Origin of the sequence: Niallia sp. FSL W8-0635 (genome assembly GCF_038007965.1) — a bacterium.
Lineage (GTDB): Bacteria > Bacillota > Bacilli > Bacillales > Cytobacillaceae > Niallia.
Window position 1 is genome coordinate 3,548,958 of the sequence record NZ_JBBOYD010000001.1, and the last position, 20,203, is coordinate 3,569,160.

At 35.4% G+C, this 20,203-nt stretch carries 14 protein-coding genes; 4 read left to right on the plus strand and 10 right to left on the minus strand.

Going from position 1 to position 20,203, the window contains the following annotated elements; genetic code table 11:
• Positions 1 to 39 precede the first annotated feature (39 nt).
• The 3 genes from NYE52_RS17175 to NYE52_RS17185 form a co-directional block, all read right to left on the minus strand.
• A complete protein-coding gene (locus tag NYE52_RS17175; RefSeq protein ID WP_341194166.1) occupies positions 40 to 1,704 on the minus strand; it encodes a glycoside hydrolase family 13 protein in 1,665 nt (554 codons plus the stop codon).
• Positions 1,705 to 1,748: 44 nt separating this feature from the next.
• Entirely contained in the window at positions 1,749 to 2,786 is a 1,038-nt protein-coding gene (locus NYE52_RS17180; protein ID WP_341194167.1) for a LacI family DNA-binding transcriptional regulator, read from the minus strand.
• 383 nt (positions 2,787 to 3,169) lie between these two features.
• Positions 3,170 to 3,544 carry a winged helix-turn-helix transcriptional regulator gene (locus NYE52_RS17185; protein ID WP_235248221.1) on the minus strand — a complete coding sequence of 125 codons (375 nt, stop codon included), beginning with the start codon at positions 3,542 to 3,544 and terminating at the stop codon, positions 3,170 to 3,172.
• A gap of 178 nt (positions 3,545 to 3,722) precedes the next feature.
• Between NYE52_RS17185 and hxlA the strand changes: the two genes are divergently transcribed.
• The gene (gene hxlA, locus NYE52_RS17190) at positions 3,723 to 4,355 is read left to right on the plus strand and encodes a 3-hexulose-6-phosphate synthase (protein WP_235248229.1); all 633 of its coding nucleotides are present in this window, start codon (positions 3,723 to 3,725) and stop codon (positions 4,353 to 4,355) included.
• Positions 4,356 to 4,359: 4 nt separating this feature from the next.
• Entirely contained in the window at positions 4,360 to 4,917 is a 558-nt protein-coding gene (gene hxlB, locus NYE52_RS17195) for a 6-phospho-3-hexuloisomerase (RefSeq protein WP_341194168.1), read from the plus strand.
• Positions 4,918 to 5,072: 155 nt separating this feature from the next.
• Here the strand turns inward: hxlB and NYE52_RS17200 are convergent, their stop codons facing one another.
• The 5 genes from NYE52_RS17200 to NYE52_RS17220 form a co-directional block, all read right to left on the minus strand.
• On the minus strand, positions 5,073 to 6,437 hold the full coding sequence (locus NYE52_RS17200) for a globin-coupled sensor protein (RefSeq protein ID WP_341195218.1): 1,365 nt from the start codon (positions 6,435 to 6,437) through the stop codon (positions 5,073 to 5,075).
• A 112-nt stretch (positions 6,438 to 6,549) separates the two neighbouring features.
• Positions 6,550 to 7,449 carry a hypothetical protein gene (locus NYE52_RS17205; RefSeq protein WP_341194169.1) on the minus strand — a complete coding sequence of 300 codons (900 nt, stop codon included), beginning with the start codon at positions 7,447 to 7,449 and terminating at the stop codon, positions 6,550 to 6,552.
• A gap of 244 nt (positions 7,450 to 7,693) precedes the next feature.
• Positions 7,694 to 8,272: a class D sortase gene (locus NYE52_RS17210; RefSeq protein WP_341194170.1), complete on the minus strand. Its 579-nt coding sequence runs from the start codon at positions 8,270 to 8,272 to the stop codon at positions 7,694 to 7,696.
• A gap of 7 nt (positions 8,273 to 8,279) precedes the next feature.
• The gene (locus NYE52_RS17215; protein ID WP_341194171.1) at positions 8,280 to 13,592 is read right to left on the minus strand and encodes a 5'-nucleotidase C-terminal domain-containing protein; all 5,313 of its coding nucleotides are present in this window, start codon (positions 13,590 to 13,592) and stop codon (positions 8,280 to 8,282) included.
• A gap of 303 nt (positions 13,593 to 13,895) precedes the next feature.
• Positions 13,896 to 15,524 carry a Na/Pi cotransporter family protein gene (locus NYE52_RS17220; protein WP_341194172.1) on the minus strand — a complete coding sequence of 543 codons (1,629 nt, stop codon included), beginning with the start codon at positions 15,522 to 15,524 and terminating at the stop codon, positions 13,896 to 13,898.
• Positions 15,525 to 15,834: 310 nt separating this feature from the next.
• Between NYE52_RS17220 and NYE52_RS17225 the strand changes: the two genes are divergently transcribed.
• Positions 15,835 to 16,542 (plus strand): YoaK family protein, encoded by a 708-nt coding sequence (locus NYE52_RS17225; RefSeq protein WP_341194173.1) that lies wholly within the window; start codon positions 15,835 to 15,837, stop codon positions 16,540 to 16,542.
• Between the two features lie 40 nt (positions 16,543 to 16,582).
• Here the strand turns inward: NYE52_RS17225 and abc-f are convergent, their stop codons facing one another.
• Together abc-f and NYE52_RS17235 are read right to left on the minus strand one after the other, a co-directional pair.
• Entirely contained in the window at positions 16,583 to 18,469 is a 1,887-nt protein-coding gene (gene abc-f / locus NYE52_RS17230) for a ribosomal protection-like ABC-F family protein (RefSeq protein WP_341194174.1), read from the minus strand.
• Between the two features lie 294 nt (positions 18,470 to 18,763).
• Positions 18,764 to 18,901: an RAxF-45 family protein gene (locus NYE52_RS17235; RefSeq protein WP_341194175.1), complete on the minus strand. Its 138-nt coding sequence runs from the start codon at positions 18,899 to 18,901 to the stop codon at positions 18,764 to 18,766.
• 235 nt (positions 18,902 to 19,136) lie between these two features.
• On the opposite strand from NYE52_RS17235, the gene NYE52_RS17240 reads away from it, so the two are divergent.
• Positions 19,137 to 20,117: a LacI family DNA-binding transcriptional regulator gene (locus tag NYE52_RS17240; RefSeq protein WP_341194176.1), complete on the plus strand. Its 981-nt coding sequence runs from the start codon at positions 19,137 to 19,139 to the stop codon at positions 20,115 to 20,117.
• Positions 20,118 to 20,203: the final 86 nt, after the last annotated feature.

The following is a 20,203-nucleotide window of genomic DNA, read 5'->3' on the forward strand; positions in this document are numbered from 1 at the left end:
TCTGACTTTTTGGAAGCCCCTTTACAATAAATTAGAAAATTACTTACATGTATACAATCTTGCTTCATACGGTTTCAATGTAATAGTTGTAGTTGGCTCATGTTCTTCTACTTCATAATTCGCTAACAATAGATTTTCATGCTCTAATTCTACAACACGATTTTCAAATACTGCCTCTTCTGCTGATAAATTAGATACAATCACCATTTTCTTATCATCTAGCGTTCGAGTATATGCAAATACTTGTTTATTATCCTCATCTACTAAATCAAACGTTCCATAGGTTAAAATAGGGCCTGATTTTTTCAACTCTATCATCTTCTTATAAAAATGATAAATAGAATCTGGATCTTTCTTTTGATTTTCTACATTAATGTCTAAATAGTTAGGATTGATTCCCATCCATGGAGTATTTTTAGAGAAACCTGCATAAGCCTCGCTTGACCATTGCATTGGCGTTCTAGAATTATCACGGCTAGAAGACCATATAATTTCCATTATATCCTTATGACTAAAGCCTTCTCCACGTTTCAGGTTATAAAGATTTTTCGTTGCCACATCATCATATTCCTCAATCGTTGGAAATTGAACATTTGTCATTCCGATTTCTTGCCCTTGATAAATAAACGGAGTTCCTTGCATAAAGAAATACATCATGCCAAATGCCTTCGCACTTTCCTGCCAGTATTCCTTATCATTCCCCCATGTGGAAACAGATCTTGCTTTATCATGGTTTTCGATAAATAGAGCATTCCACCCTTTATTTTCTAAGCCTTTTTGCCATTTATTTAATACTTGCTTCAGTTCCATGACATCTACGCCATAATTTTTTTCATTATCCCATAAATCAAGATGTTCAAATTGGAAGACCATATTAAATTTCCCTTTTGTTTCTCCAACCCAAAGCTCTGCTTCTTCTACTTTAACGCCATTCGCTTCTCCGACAGTCATAATGTCATATTTAGCAAATGTCTCTTCCTTTAACTCTTCTAAAAATGTTTGAATTCCCTCGACATTCATATGTTTATCAAAAGAAGGTACATAGTCTAAGCCTAAAGGATTATCCATATCTTTTAATCCTTCTTCTTTTTTAATATGGCTAATCGCATCAATTCGGAAACCATCTATTCCTTTATCTAACCACCAATTAATCATATCGTATAAAGCTTTTCTTACATCTTCATTTTCCCAATTTAAATCCGGTTGTCTTGTAGAGAAAATATGCATAAAATACTGTCCTGTTGCTTCGTCAAGCTTCCATGCAGAGCCTCCGAAAATACTTTCCCAGTTATTTGGCTCCTTTCCGTCAACTCCATCTCTCCATATATACCAATCTCTTTTCGGATTATCGAGAGAAGAACGAGATTCCACAAACCATTCATGTTCATCACTAGTATGATTAATAACTAAATCAATAATTAGCTTCATTCCACGTTGATGAACTTCATATAAAAGTAAATCAAAGTCATCCATTGTACCAAACTCATCCATAATATCCTGATAATCACTAATATCATAACCATTATCATCATTTGGAGACTTATACATTGGGCAAATCCATATGCAATCAATTCCAAGTTCTTTTAAATAATCTAACTTTGTAATGATTCCCTTTAGATCCCCAATCCCATCTCCATTGGAATCCATGAAACTTCTAGGATAAATCTGATAAGCTACTGCTTCTTTCCACCACTTTTGCGTCACTATATTTCTTCCTTTCTACATCTAGTTTCTGTTTTATTACCACTTTAGAGCTTGTAATACTCCGCTACTTGACAACAAGAGTTTCGTTCCACCATTTTTGCTGGCACTGTTATCCGCTTCGTTACAGAATTCGGATACGTAATATCATCTAGTAAACATTTCGTTGCTTCGACACCAAGCTGAAAAATATTAATATCAACACTTGTCAACGAAGGCTTCATATACTTACCGGTTGAAATATTGTTAAAGGCTACAATCGATAAATCTTCTGGAATAGATATAGAAAGTTCCTCTGCATAGCTAATTAATTCAATAGCGATAAAATCATCGGAGACAACAAGTGCTGACGGTCGATTCTCCATATTCAATATTTCAGCGAGCTTTTCTTTCGTTCGTCCAGTTAATTCCTTATCATATACAATTAATTCCTTTTGATAAGCAATTTCATTTTCTTTCAATGCTTGTTTAAAGCCTTTTAAACGATCAATGGTAAAAACCATTTCCATGTTTGCACCAATAAAAGCGATTTTTTTATGTCCTAGCCGTATTAAATGCTCCGTAATTTGTTTCGTAATAAACACATTATCATTGTCCACAAACGTAATTCTTTCGGCATTCTGATACGGTCTACCAATGACAGTAAACGGGAATTTTTTTTGCAAAAGATAATCCATAATCTGGTCATTTGTTTTACTATATAAAAGAATGATTCCATCCACTCTTTTGCCCTGAACCATCTCTATGACTTCTTGTAATATTTCCTCTTCTGTTGCTCCAGTCGTTAAATAAATACCAAACTGGCTTTTTCTTGCTTCTAAACATATTCCTCTTAATACTTCTGGAAAAAACGGGTTTTCCAATACTCTTTCCGTTGAGTTCGGCATAACAATCCCAATCGTTTTTGTGCTCTTAACTACCAAACTTCTTGCTTGAAGATTCGGATGATATCCTAATTCCTCCATTGCTTCTCGAACTTTACGCTTTGTTTCATCACTTATTTTAGGATGATTTGCAAGGACTCTTGAAACTGTAGAAGGAGAAACATTTGCTAATTTACCAACATCTTTAATAGTTACTGCCATGATTGCACCTCCATCCTTTTCAACACTTATAGTAAACGTTATCATTTTATTTTAAAAAATTTTGCAGCTTAATTTGCTTCTTTTGTGCAAACGATTGCATCAACATATGTTGAATATACCATAGGAAATGTTTTATATCAATAAAAAATTACATTTAGAGGAATTGATGCTTTTAAAAAAAGATGTTTTGCAAGGCCATCTCCGTTAACTTTTGGAGGACTTTTTTGTCGAATTGGGCTTTGAGACGATTCCTCTATTACCTTTTCTTCTTTATCTTTTGCTTTTCGGGCTCAGAGAGGGCATTACACTCTTTCCAAATCAGCTTTAATATCCAATCTACCAAAAAAAACCTCACAAGGAGGATTTTCTTTTATATATAAAATTTATTTATCCAATGACTCTAGTTCCTTTATAACTGGAGGATTCTCTAGCACAGTGTCCATATAATTTCGTCCCCAACTATACATAGCATCTAAAATTGGCATCAGAGATTCGCCTTCCTTTGTTAAGGAATATTCCACTTTTGGTGGCACAACAGGGTAGACAACTCTTTTTACAATATAGTCATTTTCTAATTCACGTAATTGATTGACAAGCATACGTTGCGTTATCCCAGGTATCAAAGCCTTTAATTCACCAAATCGCTTTGTTCCTTCCTTTCCCAGATGCCAGAGAATGAGCATTTTCCATTTTCCGCCTATTATGCTTAAAGTTAGCTCTTTCTCACAATTGAATTCTTTGCCAGCCATTCGTTCCATCAAAAAACCTCCTTCATCCAAAATTCACTTAGTATACTTTTAGGCACTATATAAAAATAAAGTGCGTACTTACTTACATGGATTATAAAACGTATAATAACGATTGTACAGAAATTAAACATATTTCAACACAGCATAACACAATATATAACGAAAAAACGAAAAGGAGCAAAACAAAATGAAATTACAATTAGCATTAGATTTAGTAAATATCCCGCAAGCAATCGAGGTAGTATCACAGGTTGAGCAACATGTAGATATCGTGGAAATTGGAACACCGGTTGTAATTAACGAAGGACTTCATGCAGTTAAACAACTGAAAGAAGCATTCCCTAACGTATCTTTTTTAGCTGACTTAAAAATTATGGATGCAGCTGGATATGAAGTTAGCCAAGCAGTTAATGCTGGTGCTGATATTGTTACTATTTTAGCAGTAGCAGAAGATGAGTCTATTAAAGGTGCTGTAGCAGAAGCAAAAAAACATGGCAAAGAAATTCTTGTGGACATGATTGCTGTAAAAGATATTAAAGCCCGTGCACAAGAATTAGATGCATTTGGTGTAGATTACATTTGTGTTCATACTGGTTATGATTTACAAGCAGTTGGGAAAAACTCTTTTGAAGATTTAAAAGCTATTAAAAGTGTTGTAAAAAATGCAAAAACTGCTGTTGCAGGTGGAATTAAATTTGATACATTGCCTGAAGTTATTGCAGCACAACCAGATTTAGTAATCGTTGGTGGAGGAATCACTAGCCAAGAAAACTTAAGCGAAGCTGCTTCTAAATTTAAAGAACTAATTGCTCAAGGATAAATCAATGAAAACAACTGATTACCTTGATCGTGTTATCCAAGAGCTATCTCAGGCTGGGACACTCATTGCTAATGATGACTTAGAAAAACTCGTCGAACGTATTCTTACTGCCAATAAAGTATTTGTTTATGGCGCTGGTCGTTCTGGATTTATGCTTAAATCATTTGCAATGCGAATGATGCATATGGGAATTGATGCCTATGTTGTGGGAGAAACGGTTACCGCTACTTATGAAAAAGATGATCTTCTTATCGTAGGAACCGGATCTGGCGAAACGAAAAGTATCATTACTATAGTGGAAAAAGCAAAAAGTATTGGTGGAAATATTACCGCTCTTACTATTTCTCCTGATTCAACTGTTGGTAAATTAGCGGATCAAGTTATTAAAATCCCTGGTTCACCAAAAGATAGAGGCAATGAAGAAGCAAAGAGCATACAGCCAATGGGTTCTATGTTTGAACAATTACTCCTAATCGTCTTGGATAGTGTGATTTTAAAATACATGGAATTAAAAGAATTAGATTCCAATAAAATGTATGGAAAACATGCTAATTTGGAATAGCAGTTAAAAAAAAGGAAAGATACAGCATTTATTGCTTATTCTTTCCTTTTTTTGTGTACTATACATAAAAATTCACCACTTTTGCAGTTGGTACCTCTTTCTGACAAACCGAGTAAAATAAAAGCCAACAGAAATTAATCTGCTGACTTTTTTTCTCACATTTGTTTTGCAATTTCAGTTAAATTATCAGTAGAGGTTGCAACACTGCTGACACCATCTGTAATTTCTTCCATAACAGTGACAAGTGATTGCAACTCCTTTTCAATCTGAATACTTCCGTTTTTGATGTCTCCCATAGAATTAATCACCTGATCAAAAAATTGATCTAATTCGTTGATACCCTCAACACCACTAGTTACCAAAGTATTCGCTTGGCCCATTGATAGATATACTCCTTCTATTCCTTCGTTTGTTTCAGAAATGAGCTTACTTACATTTTCTAAACTACTTTTTGTCTGCTCTGCAAGCTTTCTCACTTCGTCTGCTACAACTGCAAACCCTTTTCCATGTTCCCCAGCTCTAGCTGCTTCTATGGCTGCATTTAATGCCAAAAGATTGGTTTGATCAGCAATAGATGAAACAATCATAGTTACATTTTGGATTTTGGCAGATGTTCCTTTAAGCATTTCAAGCTGTTCATTCACTTGACTCATATATTTCTCCACATTTTTCATCACTTTCATCTGTTCCATAAGACGTTGCTGAGCATCCAAGGATTTTTGTTCGGTAGCTTGTGCAGACATGGAACCAGCCTGTGCAAAGGCTACCATTTGACCTGATTGTACGGATACCTGTTGCAAGGAGGCACTAGACTGTTCTGAAATAGCAGCGAGATTTTCGGCAGTCTCCTTAACTTGATTCTGAACTGCCTCTTTTGCTAAGTCAGACTCTTGCTTGATACGCTCATTTTCCTTTTCATAAGCTTCTAATACGATAACTTGTTCAACAGATAATATCTTACTGACTGCTCCAGAGAACACTGCATATTCATCTTTATTTGTAGTGTTTTCCAAAACAATCTCATATAAGCTATTGGCTAAGTCAGCAAAAGCTAACATATACCACTTGGGCTGTAGACCTATCCGCACGTGAACATGTGCAATTATGTGTCGTTGCTTTACAAAACCATCATCTATCTTTCCAGAGAAAAGTTGGATAATATGTTGACTCAGTGTCTTTTTTAACCGCTCTATTGTACTATTGTCTTCAATAATTTTAATTAAGCTAGACTCATAAGCTAAATTCCCATAAAAATTTCCCACAATACGATCAATGTTATCCTGAACAAATGGTCGTAATAACTGAATTGCAGCAAGTTCATTTAGGGTGAGCTTAGCCATTTTCAATATTTTGCCAACTTCACTATTGGGATTCACAGCAATCTTAACATTAGCTTCATTTGATTTAATTTGGTTAAGCAAATTTATACAGGTGTCTTGATTTTTTTTAAAAACATTTAACAATGAAACAGCCTCCGAATACATAAATTTAACGCTAAGTATTTTATCGGTCTTTGTCACCAATTGTTAATACCTGTCATTTCAAAACCGAGAATGCAACATAAAAATAACCTGAAAAATAGACAATCAGTAAAATTAGATGATACCTTAATTAAACCTGTAGCCTCTTCACTTAATCCGAACCCCCACCACAGCTTGAACAAGAGCTGTCGGATGAACAGGAGCTATGGGACGAACAAGAAGAGCCAGATCCACAGCTGGTGCAACTTGCAGAACTATCACTTCCTACTTTTAAATAACTTGCAAATTCCTCATAATGAAAATAAGAAACGGATAAAAAAGGAACAACCATAGAGTTAAATTTTTGTTCTCTTTTACTTTTCTCCATTTTGTCATATATGACGCTTTTTTGATAATCCCTTACTTTCCTTACTGTTTTTTTCATAGATGCGATAAGCGCGAGTACAGTATTTAGGTATTTCGTGTCACTTTTAAAATATAGATCAAGCAGTTCTTCTTCTGATAAATTTTTAAAGTCCTCAATAACAGTTGGATTCACAGGATACCGGAAAAAGCCCTTATATAAATAGATATTCTCTTTTCTGATCAGAAAAAGCTCTGCATACACCCAATCAAAGAACCCTCGTAAATCGGGATCAGATTTCGCTTTAACATTGGGGCTGTGATGAAGAGTAGCACCTAGATATTTTTTAGAAAAATCATCATATTCACGAGTGAACATAAGCATATGATGCCATAATTCATCCACTTTCTTACTAAACATCGGTGCCTCTTTTAAGAGAGAAGTTAAAATAAAATAACGTTTCAAATCAAGTAAACGCCATTCATACTCATTTTCTTTTAATTTATTCTCTTCCTTCACTCTATTTTCTACATTTTCCATATAGCTTCTAGTAAGGGATTGTTCTAAATCATCATTTAATTTTTTTAATCCTTTAATCGGCTGTACCTCTAATACTTTAGGCGATAAACCAAATTTAAAAGTGAGTTTTTTACGTAAAAATATTATAAACCAAATAATAAAAACAGCTAGTAGAAGCAACCATGCCATCTAATTTCTCCCCTTCCTATTAGAAACATATAAAAGCTAATTACCTTGGTTCTTACTATTACGAATTTGAATGTATAAAGTTCCATCTTTACAATTTCTTCATATTTAGCCATTTGGATTTCTTCCCCATTTTTAAGATAAGGTATTTTCGATTTTTCTATTGCCTTTAGAAAACAGCAAAAAACTAAAAAAGGTACACCACTAACGTTAGAGTGATGTACCTAATTATTTGCCTATCTTATATTTACATTCTTTCTGCATAAATAATATATCGCTGTGGTGCATTTCCTACAAATCGGAATGGATAACATGTGGTTAAGATAAGCTCTTCTTTTGTATTATCTAATGTAATAATTGATCGATCATCTGCCTCGACGATTTTAGTCGAAGTGATTTGATAAGAGAATTCACCATATGGCAAAACAATTTTAAGCTCGTCCCCGATTTCTAATTCTCCCGCTCTTCTAAATACTGTATCGCGATGACCGGACAAGACAATTTGTCCATTTTCCTCTGGATAGAAGCTACCTTTATAATGGCCGACCCCTTTTTCTAGATCATCTGGATCGGTACCTTCTACAATCGGTAATTCACCATCGATCTTATCGATTACCAATAGTCCCACTGCATCACCAATAGATGGAATAAAACGGTCACTATCTTTATCTACCCATTTTTCATTCCCTTTTTCGATGGCTACCTTAGCTTCCGATAAAGAATTCTCTGTTAGCGCTTTCGTGTCCATAATATTCCAGACACCATACCCAATAAAAAGTACTCCTCCTACTATAAGTAGGAGGGATAACCATTTCGTCCATTTCATGTTTATCTTATGCCTTTCTTCTATTATTTCTATAGAAAACAACAAACCCTATTACAAACAATAATAATCCTACGATGATTAAATTGTAAGTCATTGTCGCTGTATTTGGCAATAGATTTCCTTTTCCGTTCTCTTGCTGATTTACTGTATCCTGGTTGTCACCTAATGAAGTTTCTGTTTCCTTATCAGATTCACCGTTTCCATCACCTGGTGTTTCCAGATTCTCTCCTGGATTTCCTTCTCCATCACCTGGTGTTTCCGGATTCTCTCCTGGATCTTCTTCTCCATCACCTGGTGTTTCCGGATTCTCTCCTGGATCTTCTTCTCCATTACCTGGTGTTTCCGGATTCTCTCCTGGATCTTCTTCTCCATTACCTGGTGTTTCGGGATCTACTTCAGGTTCTTCTGCTGTATCTGAAACTTCTGAAATACGTCCTTCAGCAGTATAAGCAATTGGTTCATCGAAGGATTTAATGAAATCCACTGTCGCCTGTAAATCCTCAGATCCCTGAACCGGATTTTTACCATACGTATTTAACAAATAGGAATCGGTACTATGTGGATACATATAGCTATTAACCGTTACAGTATATGTTTTCTCTAAATCCAGCTTTGTTCCGTCTGGCATGAAGAGATCCACAACTTGTCCAAATTGTCCTAAAGAGGCATCCCAAGTATATTTAAAGCCTGCAATACTTACGTCTGGACCATAGGAACTAAATTGTGTATTTAATACTTCTTTTAGCTCTTGACCAGTAATTTCTAACTTAACAAGGGTATTATTAAATGGCTGAATATTAAAGAGTTCCTGCCAAGTAATCTCGCCTTCCATTAAATCATCTCTAATTCCTCCACCATTCATTAAGGCAAAATCACTGTCCATCGCGGCTTTCATTCCATCAGCAATTAGATTGCCAAGACCATTATCGCCAACTTCTCCTTTTTGTGCATAGCCACCTGTTATGTCTGTAGCAGCTATTCCAATTACCTCATTTAGCTTTGGACCAACTTGCTCCAGATACTTATCCAATATTGCTTTTACTTCTGGATCAGGTGTTACACCTTCTTGAACAACATCCACTATCTCTGCTGTTTTTTCAGCAAAATCTTTTGTTGCTGGGTCTATCGTAAAATCAATATCCGAATAGGCTTTTCCATATTCCCATGCCTGAACAATCAATTTATTATCGACAACGCCATTTAACTTTACATGATTATGGGCTGCAAAAATAATATCTACAGCATCATCCGCCTCGCGTGCGATATCTGCAATTTCTCCCGTTATTTCATTTGTTCCTTCTTCTTGGTCGCCAGGAACATGTGCTAAAACAACAATTGCTTCAATTCCTTGCTTTTGCAATTCAGGAACATACTTATTAATTGCCTCTACCTCATCGGTAAAGCGAATATGTTCATTGCCTGTAGCTACAATCATACTCGGTGTTTCTACTGTCGCAACTCCAATAAAGCCAACCTTTACTCCATCTATTTCTTTTATCGCGTATGGATCTAATACTAATTCACCAGAATCCTTATATTCCACATTAGCTGCAAGAACTGGGAAATTCATTCCATCATATCCACTTGTTCCGTTAGGATGCTCTCCTCCATTAATCATGCGGAGCATCTCGTCTACTCCTTCGTCAAATTCATGGTTTCCTACTACTCCTACATCGAAGCCTAATGATTCCATAATTTCAACAGTTGGTTCGTCCTGTAAAAGGGCTGATACTGGTGAACTGCCACCAATCATATCCCCTGCATGTAATAATAATGTGTTCGGGTTCGTTGCTTCTGCTTGTCTTAAGTAAGCAGCCAAATAATCCATTCTTCCATAATTAACACCATTAACTGTTCCTGTTACATCAATTTTCCCGTGCAAATCATTCACACCAAGGAACTGACCAGAAATGGATGGAAGGGTTTCTGCATTTATTTCCTTAATTCTTCCCGTATTGTAAGAGATAGGGCCATTAAAGCTTCTTACAAATGCTACAGTTGCTTCTAAATCTTCTCCACCTTGAATTGGGTTCTCTCCAAGCTTTTGAAGAAGATATTGGTCTGATGAGTGTTCAGCCATATAATTATTCACAGTTACCGTATAGTTTCCATTCGAATCTATTTTTTCGCCATTAGGCAAGAATATATCTACTACTTTTCCATATTTTCCAGCCTTACTATCCCAAGTATATGAAAATCCACCAATACTAACATCTGGACCATAGCTACTAAACTGACTATTTAAAATTTCTTCTAAATCACTACCACTTATCTCTAACTTTACTAATGTATTATTAAAAGGTTGTACGTTAAATAAATCATTCCAAGTTATTTCCCCGGCAACTATATCATCGCGAATTCCGCCACCATTCATTAAAGCGAAATCACTATCCATCGCTGCCTTCATGCCATCAGCAATTAAATTTCCTACAGGGTTATCCCCTTCCGCTTCTTTTGTTGCATATCCACCTACCATATCAGTCGCAGCTACACCAATTACTTCATTTAGTTTTGCACCAACTAATTCTTGGTATTTTGCTAAAATGGAAGAAACTTCAGGATCTGGAGTAACTCCAGTTTGAACTACATCCACGATTTCAGCTGATTTTGTCACAATGTCCCCTGTTTCCGGGTCAATTTCTAAATCTACATCTGCAAAAGCTTTTCCATATTCACCAGCTTGAACAATTAATTTATTATCCACTACTGCATTTATTTTCACATGATTATGAGCTGCGAAAATAACATCAACAGCATCATCTACTTCTGTGGCAATTTTAGCAATATCACCAGTCGCGCTTTCACCTGCTTGATTTCCAGGAACATGTGCTAGCACAATAATCGCTTCTACACCCTGTGATTGCAATTCTGGTACAAACTTATTAATCGCTTGCGCTTCATCTGTAAAACGAACATTTTCATTCCCTTTTGCAATAATCATATTAGGCGTTTCTGTTGTAGCGACCCCAATAAATCCAACCTTGACTCCCTCTACTTCTTTGATAGCATATGGATCAATTACTAGTTTGCCAGTATCCTTGTATTCAACATTTGCTGCTACCATTGGAAAATTGATTCCATCATACTCCTTTGTTCCATTTACATGATCCCCACCGTTGATTAAACGGAGCATTTCGTCTACTCCTTCATCGAACTCATGATTACCAACAGTACCTACGTCGAAACCAATTGATTCCATCATCTCCACAGTAGGCTCATCTTGAAGCAGTGCAGAAAGTGGTGAACTACCACCCACCATGTCACCAGCATGTACAATTAGTGTATTAGGATTTGTAGCTTCTCTTTCTCGCAAGTAAGTTGCTAAATAATCCATTCTACCAATCTTGTTCGTTTTCGCTTCATCATCATACTCCTCTGTAACCTTGCCATGAAGGTCATTTACACTAAGGAGTTGTAATTTAATCGTGTCCTTCTCTTCACTAGCATTTAATGCAGTATACCCATTGTTCTCTGCTTCATTGGCACTTGCAAAGAAAACACGACTTTCCACTGGTACTTCCTTAAACTCTTCTGGTAAAACATATTTCTTTGTTTCAGAATTTCCTACATATCGTAACAAGCCTTTTCCTTGTTCTCTTGCTCTAAATTCAAAAGGTTGTTCTATTAAAGGATTTTCTTTATCCCAAATCCCTTTATGATTATCCTTTGCATCTTTCACTGCTGATTGGAACATTTCATAATCCGCTTCATCAGCAACTGGCCAAATAAAGTATGTCGATGCATATCCTTGTTTCACCATTTCAAGATTGGTATTTAATTGATCACTCTTACGAATAATTTGTGCAAGTAGACGTCCATAATCATCTGTTGCTTCTTCCCCTACTTTTACAATTACTTCATCACCTGGCTTTAAAAGCGTATTTAAATACTCTTTCGCTTTATTCCCGTGTTCTAATTGATTTTCATCTGCTTCATTCTTTGGACTATGGTACGTTTCAGGTGTATCGATATTCACATAGCGAACCTTCGTTGTCCCTAATACTGGAGATTGCAAATGGATTGTATCACCGTCTACCACACTGCTTACAGTGCTTACATATTCTCCTTTTGCAGATGGGGAAGCTGGTTGTTCTGCCAATAAATGAACATCACTAGCTTTTCTAGGTAAAACTTGATAGGTATTATATTGGCTAAGAATTCCTGTGAACTCATACCATTTTCCTGATTGGATAGAAGAAATTGCCTCGGTTTCTTCCATTACTCGAATAGTCGTTCCATTAAAGCTTTCATCTAACACCGTCACATTATATCCGCCACCAGCAGCAGTTTCAGGAACGGTTTGAACATAACCTTTTACTTTCACTAACTGTCCTTCTTTTGATTCTGCTACACTAGCATTATTTAAATCTGCTAGATTCATAGTAACTGGTACAGGTAACTCATTGTTTTCAGAAATTACCTCAATCCCATCTTCTGCTGGGACAATTTCTAAGAGTTTATTGTATTCTGTTACTTTCCCTGTAACTTTTACTTTCTGTCCCTCTGTTAATGCAGGGAAAGCACTTGCATTCTGTGAAAAAACATTAATGCCAGCCTCATCATCTTGAATATAAGTAGATAGTTTTCCACCACCTATACTTGTATTGTCAGCAGTAACAATTCCTTCAATTGTTACATTTTGTCCTGTCTTTGTACGAGCTTCTTTGATTGATAACAGTTCTACTTCATCTGAAGGTGTTTCTTCTTTTCCATATAGGACGCCTCCAAACTGATGGTTGCCTAAATGTGAAACGTCATCTTGATTATATATATCCCATTCTACTGATGGATCGAACTGATTATTTCCTTTATTTCCAGATGTAATATTATTTTTTCTTACAAGGGTATGATCTTTTGTTAGTCCATTGCCCCATTCTTGCTGTTCGCCAACTATCCCAAATACATCAATGTTTTCTTCATTATGTTTTAAAACAATGGCGTCATCTCCATTAAAGTTTGCTACACCACTCACCATATTTGCCTTTGCCTTAATAGCTTCATTAGCAGATGAATGAGCAATAATAAATAATTCACCTTGTTTTAAAGTTCCTTCTAAACGAAGAGTCGATGTTGCACTTGTTTTTCCATTTGAATAGAGTTCAACGGAATAAGAAGATAAATCCAAATCTTTTCCAGTTCCGTTAAACAACTCTATCGCCTTATTATTGGAAGCACCTTCTATGTATTCTGAAATAAATAAATCTGTTGCCGTTATGTTTTCTGAGGCTGCCTTTACCGAAAGTGTGCTAAAGATGTTCGAAAAAACTAATAAAAAAATTAAAAATATTGCGAATAATCTTTTTCTACTATTTCCTTTCAATCTTTTTTCCTCCTTCAACCTATTAATATCGTAATCTCTTCTATTCATTTATTCTGTAAAACGCTTTTAATAGAATTAATTACTATATAAAGATAACTTAATATTGTAAAATCTACACTAGCTTTTTGTAAATTTATTCATAGAATTGGAATATTTCGTTATTTTTACCTATTTTCCAAATGAAGTTACCTAAGAAAATGTCCCTATTATTAATTGATTTTCTACCTAACTTAACATAAAGCTTTTTTCGTAAAATAAAAATTAGACCACATGAGAATTCACCCATGTGGTCATTAACATTCTTTATTTAACGATTGCTATCGCCTCTGCAATATTGGCAGCATGATCGCCTACTCGTTCTAAATTACTGATAATATCGACAAAAACAATGCCTGCATCGCCGCTACATTTTCGTTCATTTAAACGGCTGATATGCTTTTTACGATATTGTTTTTCCATTTTATCAATTTCTTCTTCGTTTGTAATAGCTTTTTTAGCAAGCTCTACATCTTTTGCGAAAAAGCTATCATAGGAAGTTTTTAATGTATCTACTGTAAAGCGATACATGTTTTCTAATTCATTTTTCGCCTCTGTGGAGAACTCTACTTTTTTATTGATTTTATACTCCACAAGCTCCACGATGTTTTCCATATGATCACCGATTCTTTCAATATCTCTGATTGAATCAACTAGGATAGAGAACTCTTCACTTTCATGTGGAGTAAGAGCTTTGGAAGAAAGCTCTACCAAATATTGCGTTATTTCCTTATCTAAGTTATTAATTCCTTGTTCATATTGGAGCGCTTTTTCTTTATGCTTCTTTTCTCCTGTTTGTAAGTACTTATATGCTTCTTCTAATCCTTTAATAGAGAAATCCTTCATTCTTTCTAATTCTTCCTTTGCTTGCCCTAAAGCGATAGAAGGAGAATGTTCAATAAAGGTTGTGTTTAAATGTTGCGGTTTTGTAATAATAGCTCCATCTTCTCCAGGAATTAACTTTGTCACAAGCCATGCTAATGCAAAAATAAATGGGAATTGAATAATCGTATTAGATACATTAAAAATCCCATGGGCAAAAGCAATCGTCATCGGTTCATTTAAACCTAATACTCCTTGCAAATACGTAATGAAATGAGTAAACGGTGCTAAAATAATTACAAATATTACTGTTCCAATAATGTTAAAGAGTACATGAACCATAGCAGCTCTTCTTGCAGCTATTGATGCACCAATGGAAGCAAGAATCGCAGTAATCGTTGTTCCAATATTGTCACCAAACAAAACTGGTAAAGATGCTTTCAAAGATATAGCATCTGTTGCGAATAACTCTTGTAAAATTCCAATTGTAGCACTAGAACTTTGGACGATTAATGTCAAGACCGTTCCAACTACAACCCCAAGTATTGGATTGTTACTCATATTTACTGTTAACTCATGAAAAGCTTCTAATGATCGTAGCGGCTTCATACCAGCACTCATTAGTTCTAGTCCATAAAACAATGCTCCAAACCCAAATACAACTTGTCCGAATGAAGTGATTTTTGGATTTTTAAAGAAGAATAAAAGAACAGCTCCTGCTGCAATAATTGGTAAAGCATACTCCCCAATATCGATACCGATGATAAATGCAGTAACAGTTGTACCAATATTTGCCCCCATGATAACACCAATTGCTTGACGCAATGTCATAAATCCAGCACTTACCAACCCTACTGTTATTGCTGTAGTTCCTGAACTAGACTGAATTAAAATCGTAACAAATATACCAGCCAATACGCCCATGAATGGATTGGTAGTAAACCGATCTAAGATTTCTTGCAGACGATCCCCTGCAGCATTCTGCAAGCCATCCCCCATATATTTAATACCAAAAAGAAATACCCCTAATCCCCCAAGAAACTGGAAGATCATTTCTTGATAATTTATTTCCAAAAGTTTGTCCCCCTAAATCCTAATTCTATTAAGACAGATACCAAGTTATCATAACAAGTTACGACAAGCATTTACACTATTCTCGTATATTATTTACATGAATTTAATAATGAGTTTACAAAAACTTTACATTTTACCACCATCAAAATTCTTGACATATTCTATTTTGTTCCTATGAAAGAAAAACTATCCTTTTAGGGAAAATTCATTTTTTGTTCAAATAAACATTCCATGATTTATGATAAGATAATAATGTTTTTCCTAAACATTTTTATTGGAAAGAATTATCCTGCAAGGAGCGTAATTATTCATGATTGATAAAATCAAACCAATACCTTCCTTATCTTCGAATTCCGTATTCTTAGCTGCTCTATTAGGAATGGTTGGTGGTTTTTTAGATGCTTATACATTTATTAGTAGAGATGGGGTATTTGCCAATGCACAAACAGGGAATATCGTTTTATTCGCGGTCAACGCTGCAACTGGTGAATGGGCGGAATCCCTCCATTATATCCCTCCATTAATAGCCTTTGTCTTAGGAGTCTTGGTTTCTGAAATTGTCAAAATACCATCTCTAAGGGAAATCCTATATAGCTATAGACGATCGATCCTTATTTTAGAATGTATCGTCTTAATTATAGTCGGATTTTTGCCAACATCTGTTCCGAATATCATTGTTACAACCAGCATCTCATTTGTATCTTCTTTACAAATATCGACATTCAACAAATTAGATAAATGGGCATATAATTCAACAATGACTACTGGGAACCTAAGAACTGCTACTCAAGCTGCTTATGCTGCTTTTACAAAACAAAGTCAAGAGGCGAAGATCCAATTTAAAGAGTTTTCCATTATTATCGGCTCCTTTTTATTTGGGGCATTACTAGGAACCTTTACAACCACTCAATTTGGCAATAAAGCCATATGGGTATCGGCAATTATTCTCATCGTCGCATTAGTCCTTTATCATAAAGATAAAGGGTATATTCGTAAACGTTGTACAGATAATTTATAAAAAAGGAGAAAGGCTGAATGATTGACAGCCTTTCTCCTTTTTACTTACGATTCATAAGCCCATATAGTTCCTCCCACTGCCTTTCAAGCTCCTCCTTTTCAGAAAACAACTTCTCCAATTTATCCCAATCCGTTTCTATTTCCATTCTTTTCTCTAATTCTGCAATCTCTCTTTCCACTCCTTCTACTTCCTTTTCCAAATAAATTTGATTAAAAGTAGCTTCCCTCTCCTGTTTTTCCTTAATCGGTGCTTTCTCTTTTTTTGATCTTACGGAATTACTTAGTAGATTCTTTGACGTTTGTCTTTCCTTTGACTTTTCTCTTGCATACGTATAGTTCCCCTCATAACAATGAACTCCCTTTTCTTGAATCCAATAAATCTTTTGAAATAGCTTATTTAGAAAATAGCGATCATGGGAAACAGCAAGAATCGTGCCATCAAAATCTTCTAAAGCCTCTTCTAATACTTCACGAGACTCAATATCTAAATGATTGGTTGGCTCATCTAGAATTAATAGATTGATTTCTTGATACATAAGCTGAGCTAAACGAAGCCTCATTCTCTCTCCACCGCTTAAATTGCTTACCTTTTGAAAAACAGAATGACCATAAAAGAGGAATTGAGCTAAAATATGTCTAGCCTCTCCCTCTGTCACATGCACTTCATTTCGAAAAGCTTCGATCACTGTTTCTCCTTCCATTTCCATTAATACATGCTGAGAAAGATAACCAATTTTCACATTACTTCCAATCTTAACTTCACCTTTATCTGGCTCTAATTGTTGAAGTATCATCTTCAACAAAGTTGATTTCCCCGATCCATTCTCTCCAATAATTGCCACTCTTTCTTTATAGCTTATTTGCATTTGAACTTGCTGAAACAATAGCTGGTCGCCAAAGCTTTTTGATACATTCTTCAGCTGAATAACATCCTTCCCACTTCGGTCACTTGCTTCCATATCGAAATTCATTTTCTTTCTATTTATAATAGGGCGAGCTAGTTTTTCCATTCTTTCAATAGCCCTTTCCATATTTCTCGCTCGCTTATGCAACCCTTCATTAGGCGGATTTGCCCGATTCGCCCATTCACGAAGTCGTTTGATTGCTTCTCTCATTTTCTTGATTTTCTTTTGCTGTTCCTCATATGCCTGAAACTCTCTTAAAAGTTTTTCCTCCTTTTCCTTTGTGAAATTTGTGAAATTAGTATGATAGGTTGTTACTTCTCCATCTTCTAAATCTACCACCTTTTGAATCACTTCATCTAAAAAGTAGCGATCATGGGAAACCACTAAAATGGTACCATTATAATCCTGAAGAAATTTCCCAAGCCACTCGACTGCCATTAAATCCAAATGGTTCGTCGGTTCATCCAATAAAAGAAAATCAGGTTCTTGGAGGAGTAGCATCGCTAAACCAACCTTTGTTTTTTCCCCTCCACTTAAAGCTCCATATTCCTTCATGACTAACTGCTCAATTTTTAGCCCATTAACCATTTTCTCTATTTTTGCTTCCATTTCATATCCACCAGCATTCGTAAAATACTCCTGCAATTTTCCATACTCCTCCATTAATAGCAATAGCTGTTCTGGGTTGATATCCCTCGCCATTTCCTGTTCCATCTGTTTCATCTTCCCTTCTATCGTTTCGAGGTCAGAAAATGCCTTTTTTAATACTTCCTTCACCTTCATAGATTGTTCATATTCCGGAATTTGTTCTAAATATCCAATCTTTAATCCTTTCTTCCAATGGATTTGTCCAGCATCGGGGGTTTCCTTTCCTGCAAGTAATCGAAATAATGTGGTCTTTCCGCTCCCATTTCTTCCAACAAGACCAACTCTTTCTTTTTCCTTTATTTCTAATGATATGTCTTCAAATATTGTATTTCCTCCGTACATCTTCGCTACATGATTGACACTGCAAATAATCATAATACCGCTCGCTCCTTTTTCTATGATTATCTCTTTTCCCTGACTCTTCCATGGACGGTTTAGTCCACTTTTTAGCAACGCAAAAAAGCCATGGAAAACAAAGTTCTCCATGGCAACATTTAAGGAAAAAGCCAGATACACTTTTCCATTAAATATAAATACCTCTAAATGTACTTTTAGAAAGATCCATATATAGTTCCTTCTATTAATAGATGACTTGGTAAGCCATTAAAAAAAGAGCGCATGAAAATGCACTCCTTTAACCGTCCATATAGATGTGGGTAAGAGATGTTTTCACTGTTTTAGTTTGCTATTTAGTTGTTTAAAAAAGGGCACACTTATCCCGTTAACAACTACCATCGCAAATTTTGCACGGTTAATATATAGACTTTCTATCATATAACCTTGCACTAAAACAGTTGAACTTAACATCCTTCCCACCTCTTTTCTTTTATAAGTTAGTTTTATTATATCTTTTAAAAACATCTCACACAAGAGAATTAATAAGAAAAATCAGTAATATTGGAATCATAGCATTTTTCCTTTAATAATTTAAGCATGATTCTTACCTTTTAGAAGAAAATCCTTCTTGTTAAAAAAATAAAAACTCGATATAATATTATAACAACGTTGTTATTTTTCGTTTAGTAAATCGGGGGAATGAAAAATGAGTGTCACAATTAAAGATATAGCTAAAACTGCTGGTGTAAGTTATTCTACAGTATCAAAGGCACTTCGAGATAGCCCATTAGTAAAAAAGCCTACGAAAGATCGAATTATAGCAGTGGCCAATGAATTAGGCTATCAGCCAAATGTGGCCGCTAGAAGTCTTGTATCAAAAAGATCATTTACAATTGGCGTTGTATGGCCAACCATTGAACAAACCGTTCTTTCTACACTTATTACAACAATTAACAAGAAACTGGAGCAGCTTTCTTATACGACATTAATATCGATTAATGAAGTAGAGTCAGCTTTAAAAATCTTTAATCGTTATCAAGTGGATGCCATATTAGTATTTGATTCCAGTCAATCCATCGATTCCTATACATCAGATGTTCCTATTGTCACCTATGGACTAGCAAACAAAGAAACAGTCTATCCCATCATTGATGTGAATCGTCTAAAATCTACTTACATTGCTGTGCAACACCTTCACAATATCGGGCATCGTTACATTAGCTATATTGGGGAAGTAGAAAAAGAAGAGCTGCAAAGAGAAAAGGTACAAGGCTTTACTCAAGCTATCTCCAATCTAGGATTACCATCTTTTCCAGATCAAATAGTGAAGGTACAAGATTTTGACCAATACGATGGCTACGAGGCTACTAAACAATTACTTGCTTCCACTAAACTACCAACCGCTATTCTCACTGGTAGTCATGATCTTGCTCGAGGTGCCCTTCAAGCAATATACGAAAAGAAGCTCTCCATCCCAAATGATATTTCTATTATTAGTTATGATAATATTACAGCAATAGATCGTTTCGATACTCCATTGTCTACCGTAGGAGTACCATTAGATAAAATAAGTGATAAGATAATCGAAGTATTAATGAATGTTATAAGTGGCAAAGAAATTGAAACAACCATTTTTCTTGAACCAGAATTAAGAATAACAACTTCTTGTTCAACACCTTTAAAATGAGGGTTCCTTGGATTATGGGATCAAACTCACTCCCTTTTAATTAAGGTGTCTTATCCTGAATCGAGTAAACTGCAAAAGGAAAATAA

Excerpts from the sequence above, each read along its gene's own strand:
- hxlA (WP_235248229.1), top strand. The coding sequence starts at position 3,723 with ATGAAATTACAATTAGCATTAGATTTAGTAAATATCCCGCAAGCAATC.
- NYE52_RS17185 (WP_235248221.1), bottom strand. The coding sequence starts at position 3,544 with ATGGAACGAATGGCTGGCAAAGAATTCAATTGTGAGAAAGAGCTAACT.
- NYE52_RS17210 (WP_341194170.1), bottom strand. The coding sequence starts at position 8,272 with ATGAAATGGACGAAATGGTTATCCCTCCTACTTATAGTAGGAGGAGTA.
- NYE52_RS17235 (WP_341194175.1), bottom strand. The coding sequence starts at position 18,901 with ATGTTAAGTTCAACTGTTTTAGTGCAAGGTTATATGATAGAAAGTCTA.
- NYE52_RS17205 (WP_341194169.1), bottom strand. The coding sequence starts at position 7,449 with ATGGCATGGTTGCTTCTACTAGCTGTTTTTATTATTTGGTTTATAATA.
- NYE52_RS17180 (WP_341194167.1), bottom strand. The coding sequence starts at position 2,786 with ATGGCAGTAACTATTAAAGATGTTGGTAAATTAGCAAATGTTTCTCCT.
- hxlB (WP_341194168.1), top strand. The coding sequence starts at position 4,360 with ATGAAAACAACTGATTACCTTGATCGTGTTATCCAAGAGCTATCTCAG.
- NYE52_RS17240 (WP_341194176.1), top strand. The coding sequence starts at position 19,137 with ATGAGTGTCACAATTAAAGATATAGCTAAAACTGCTGGTGTAAGTTAT.
- abc-f (WP_341194174.1), bottom strand. The coding sequence starts at position 18,469 with ATGATTATTTGCAGTGTCAATCATGTAGCGAAGATGTACGGAGGAAAT.
- NYE52_RS17225 (WP_341194173.1), top strand. The coding sequence starts at position 15,835 with ATGATTGATAAAATCAAACCAATACCTTCCTTATCTTCGAATTCCGTA.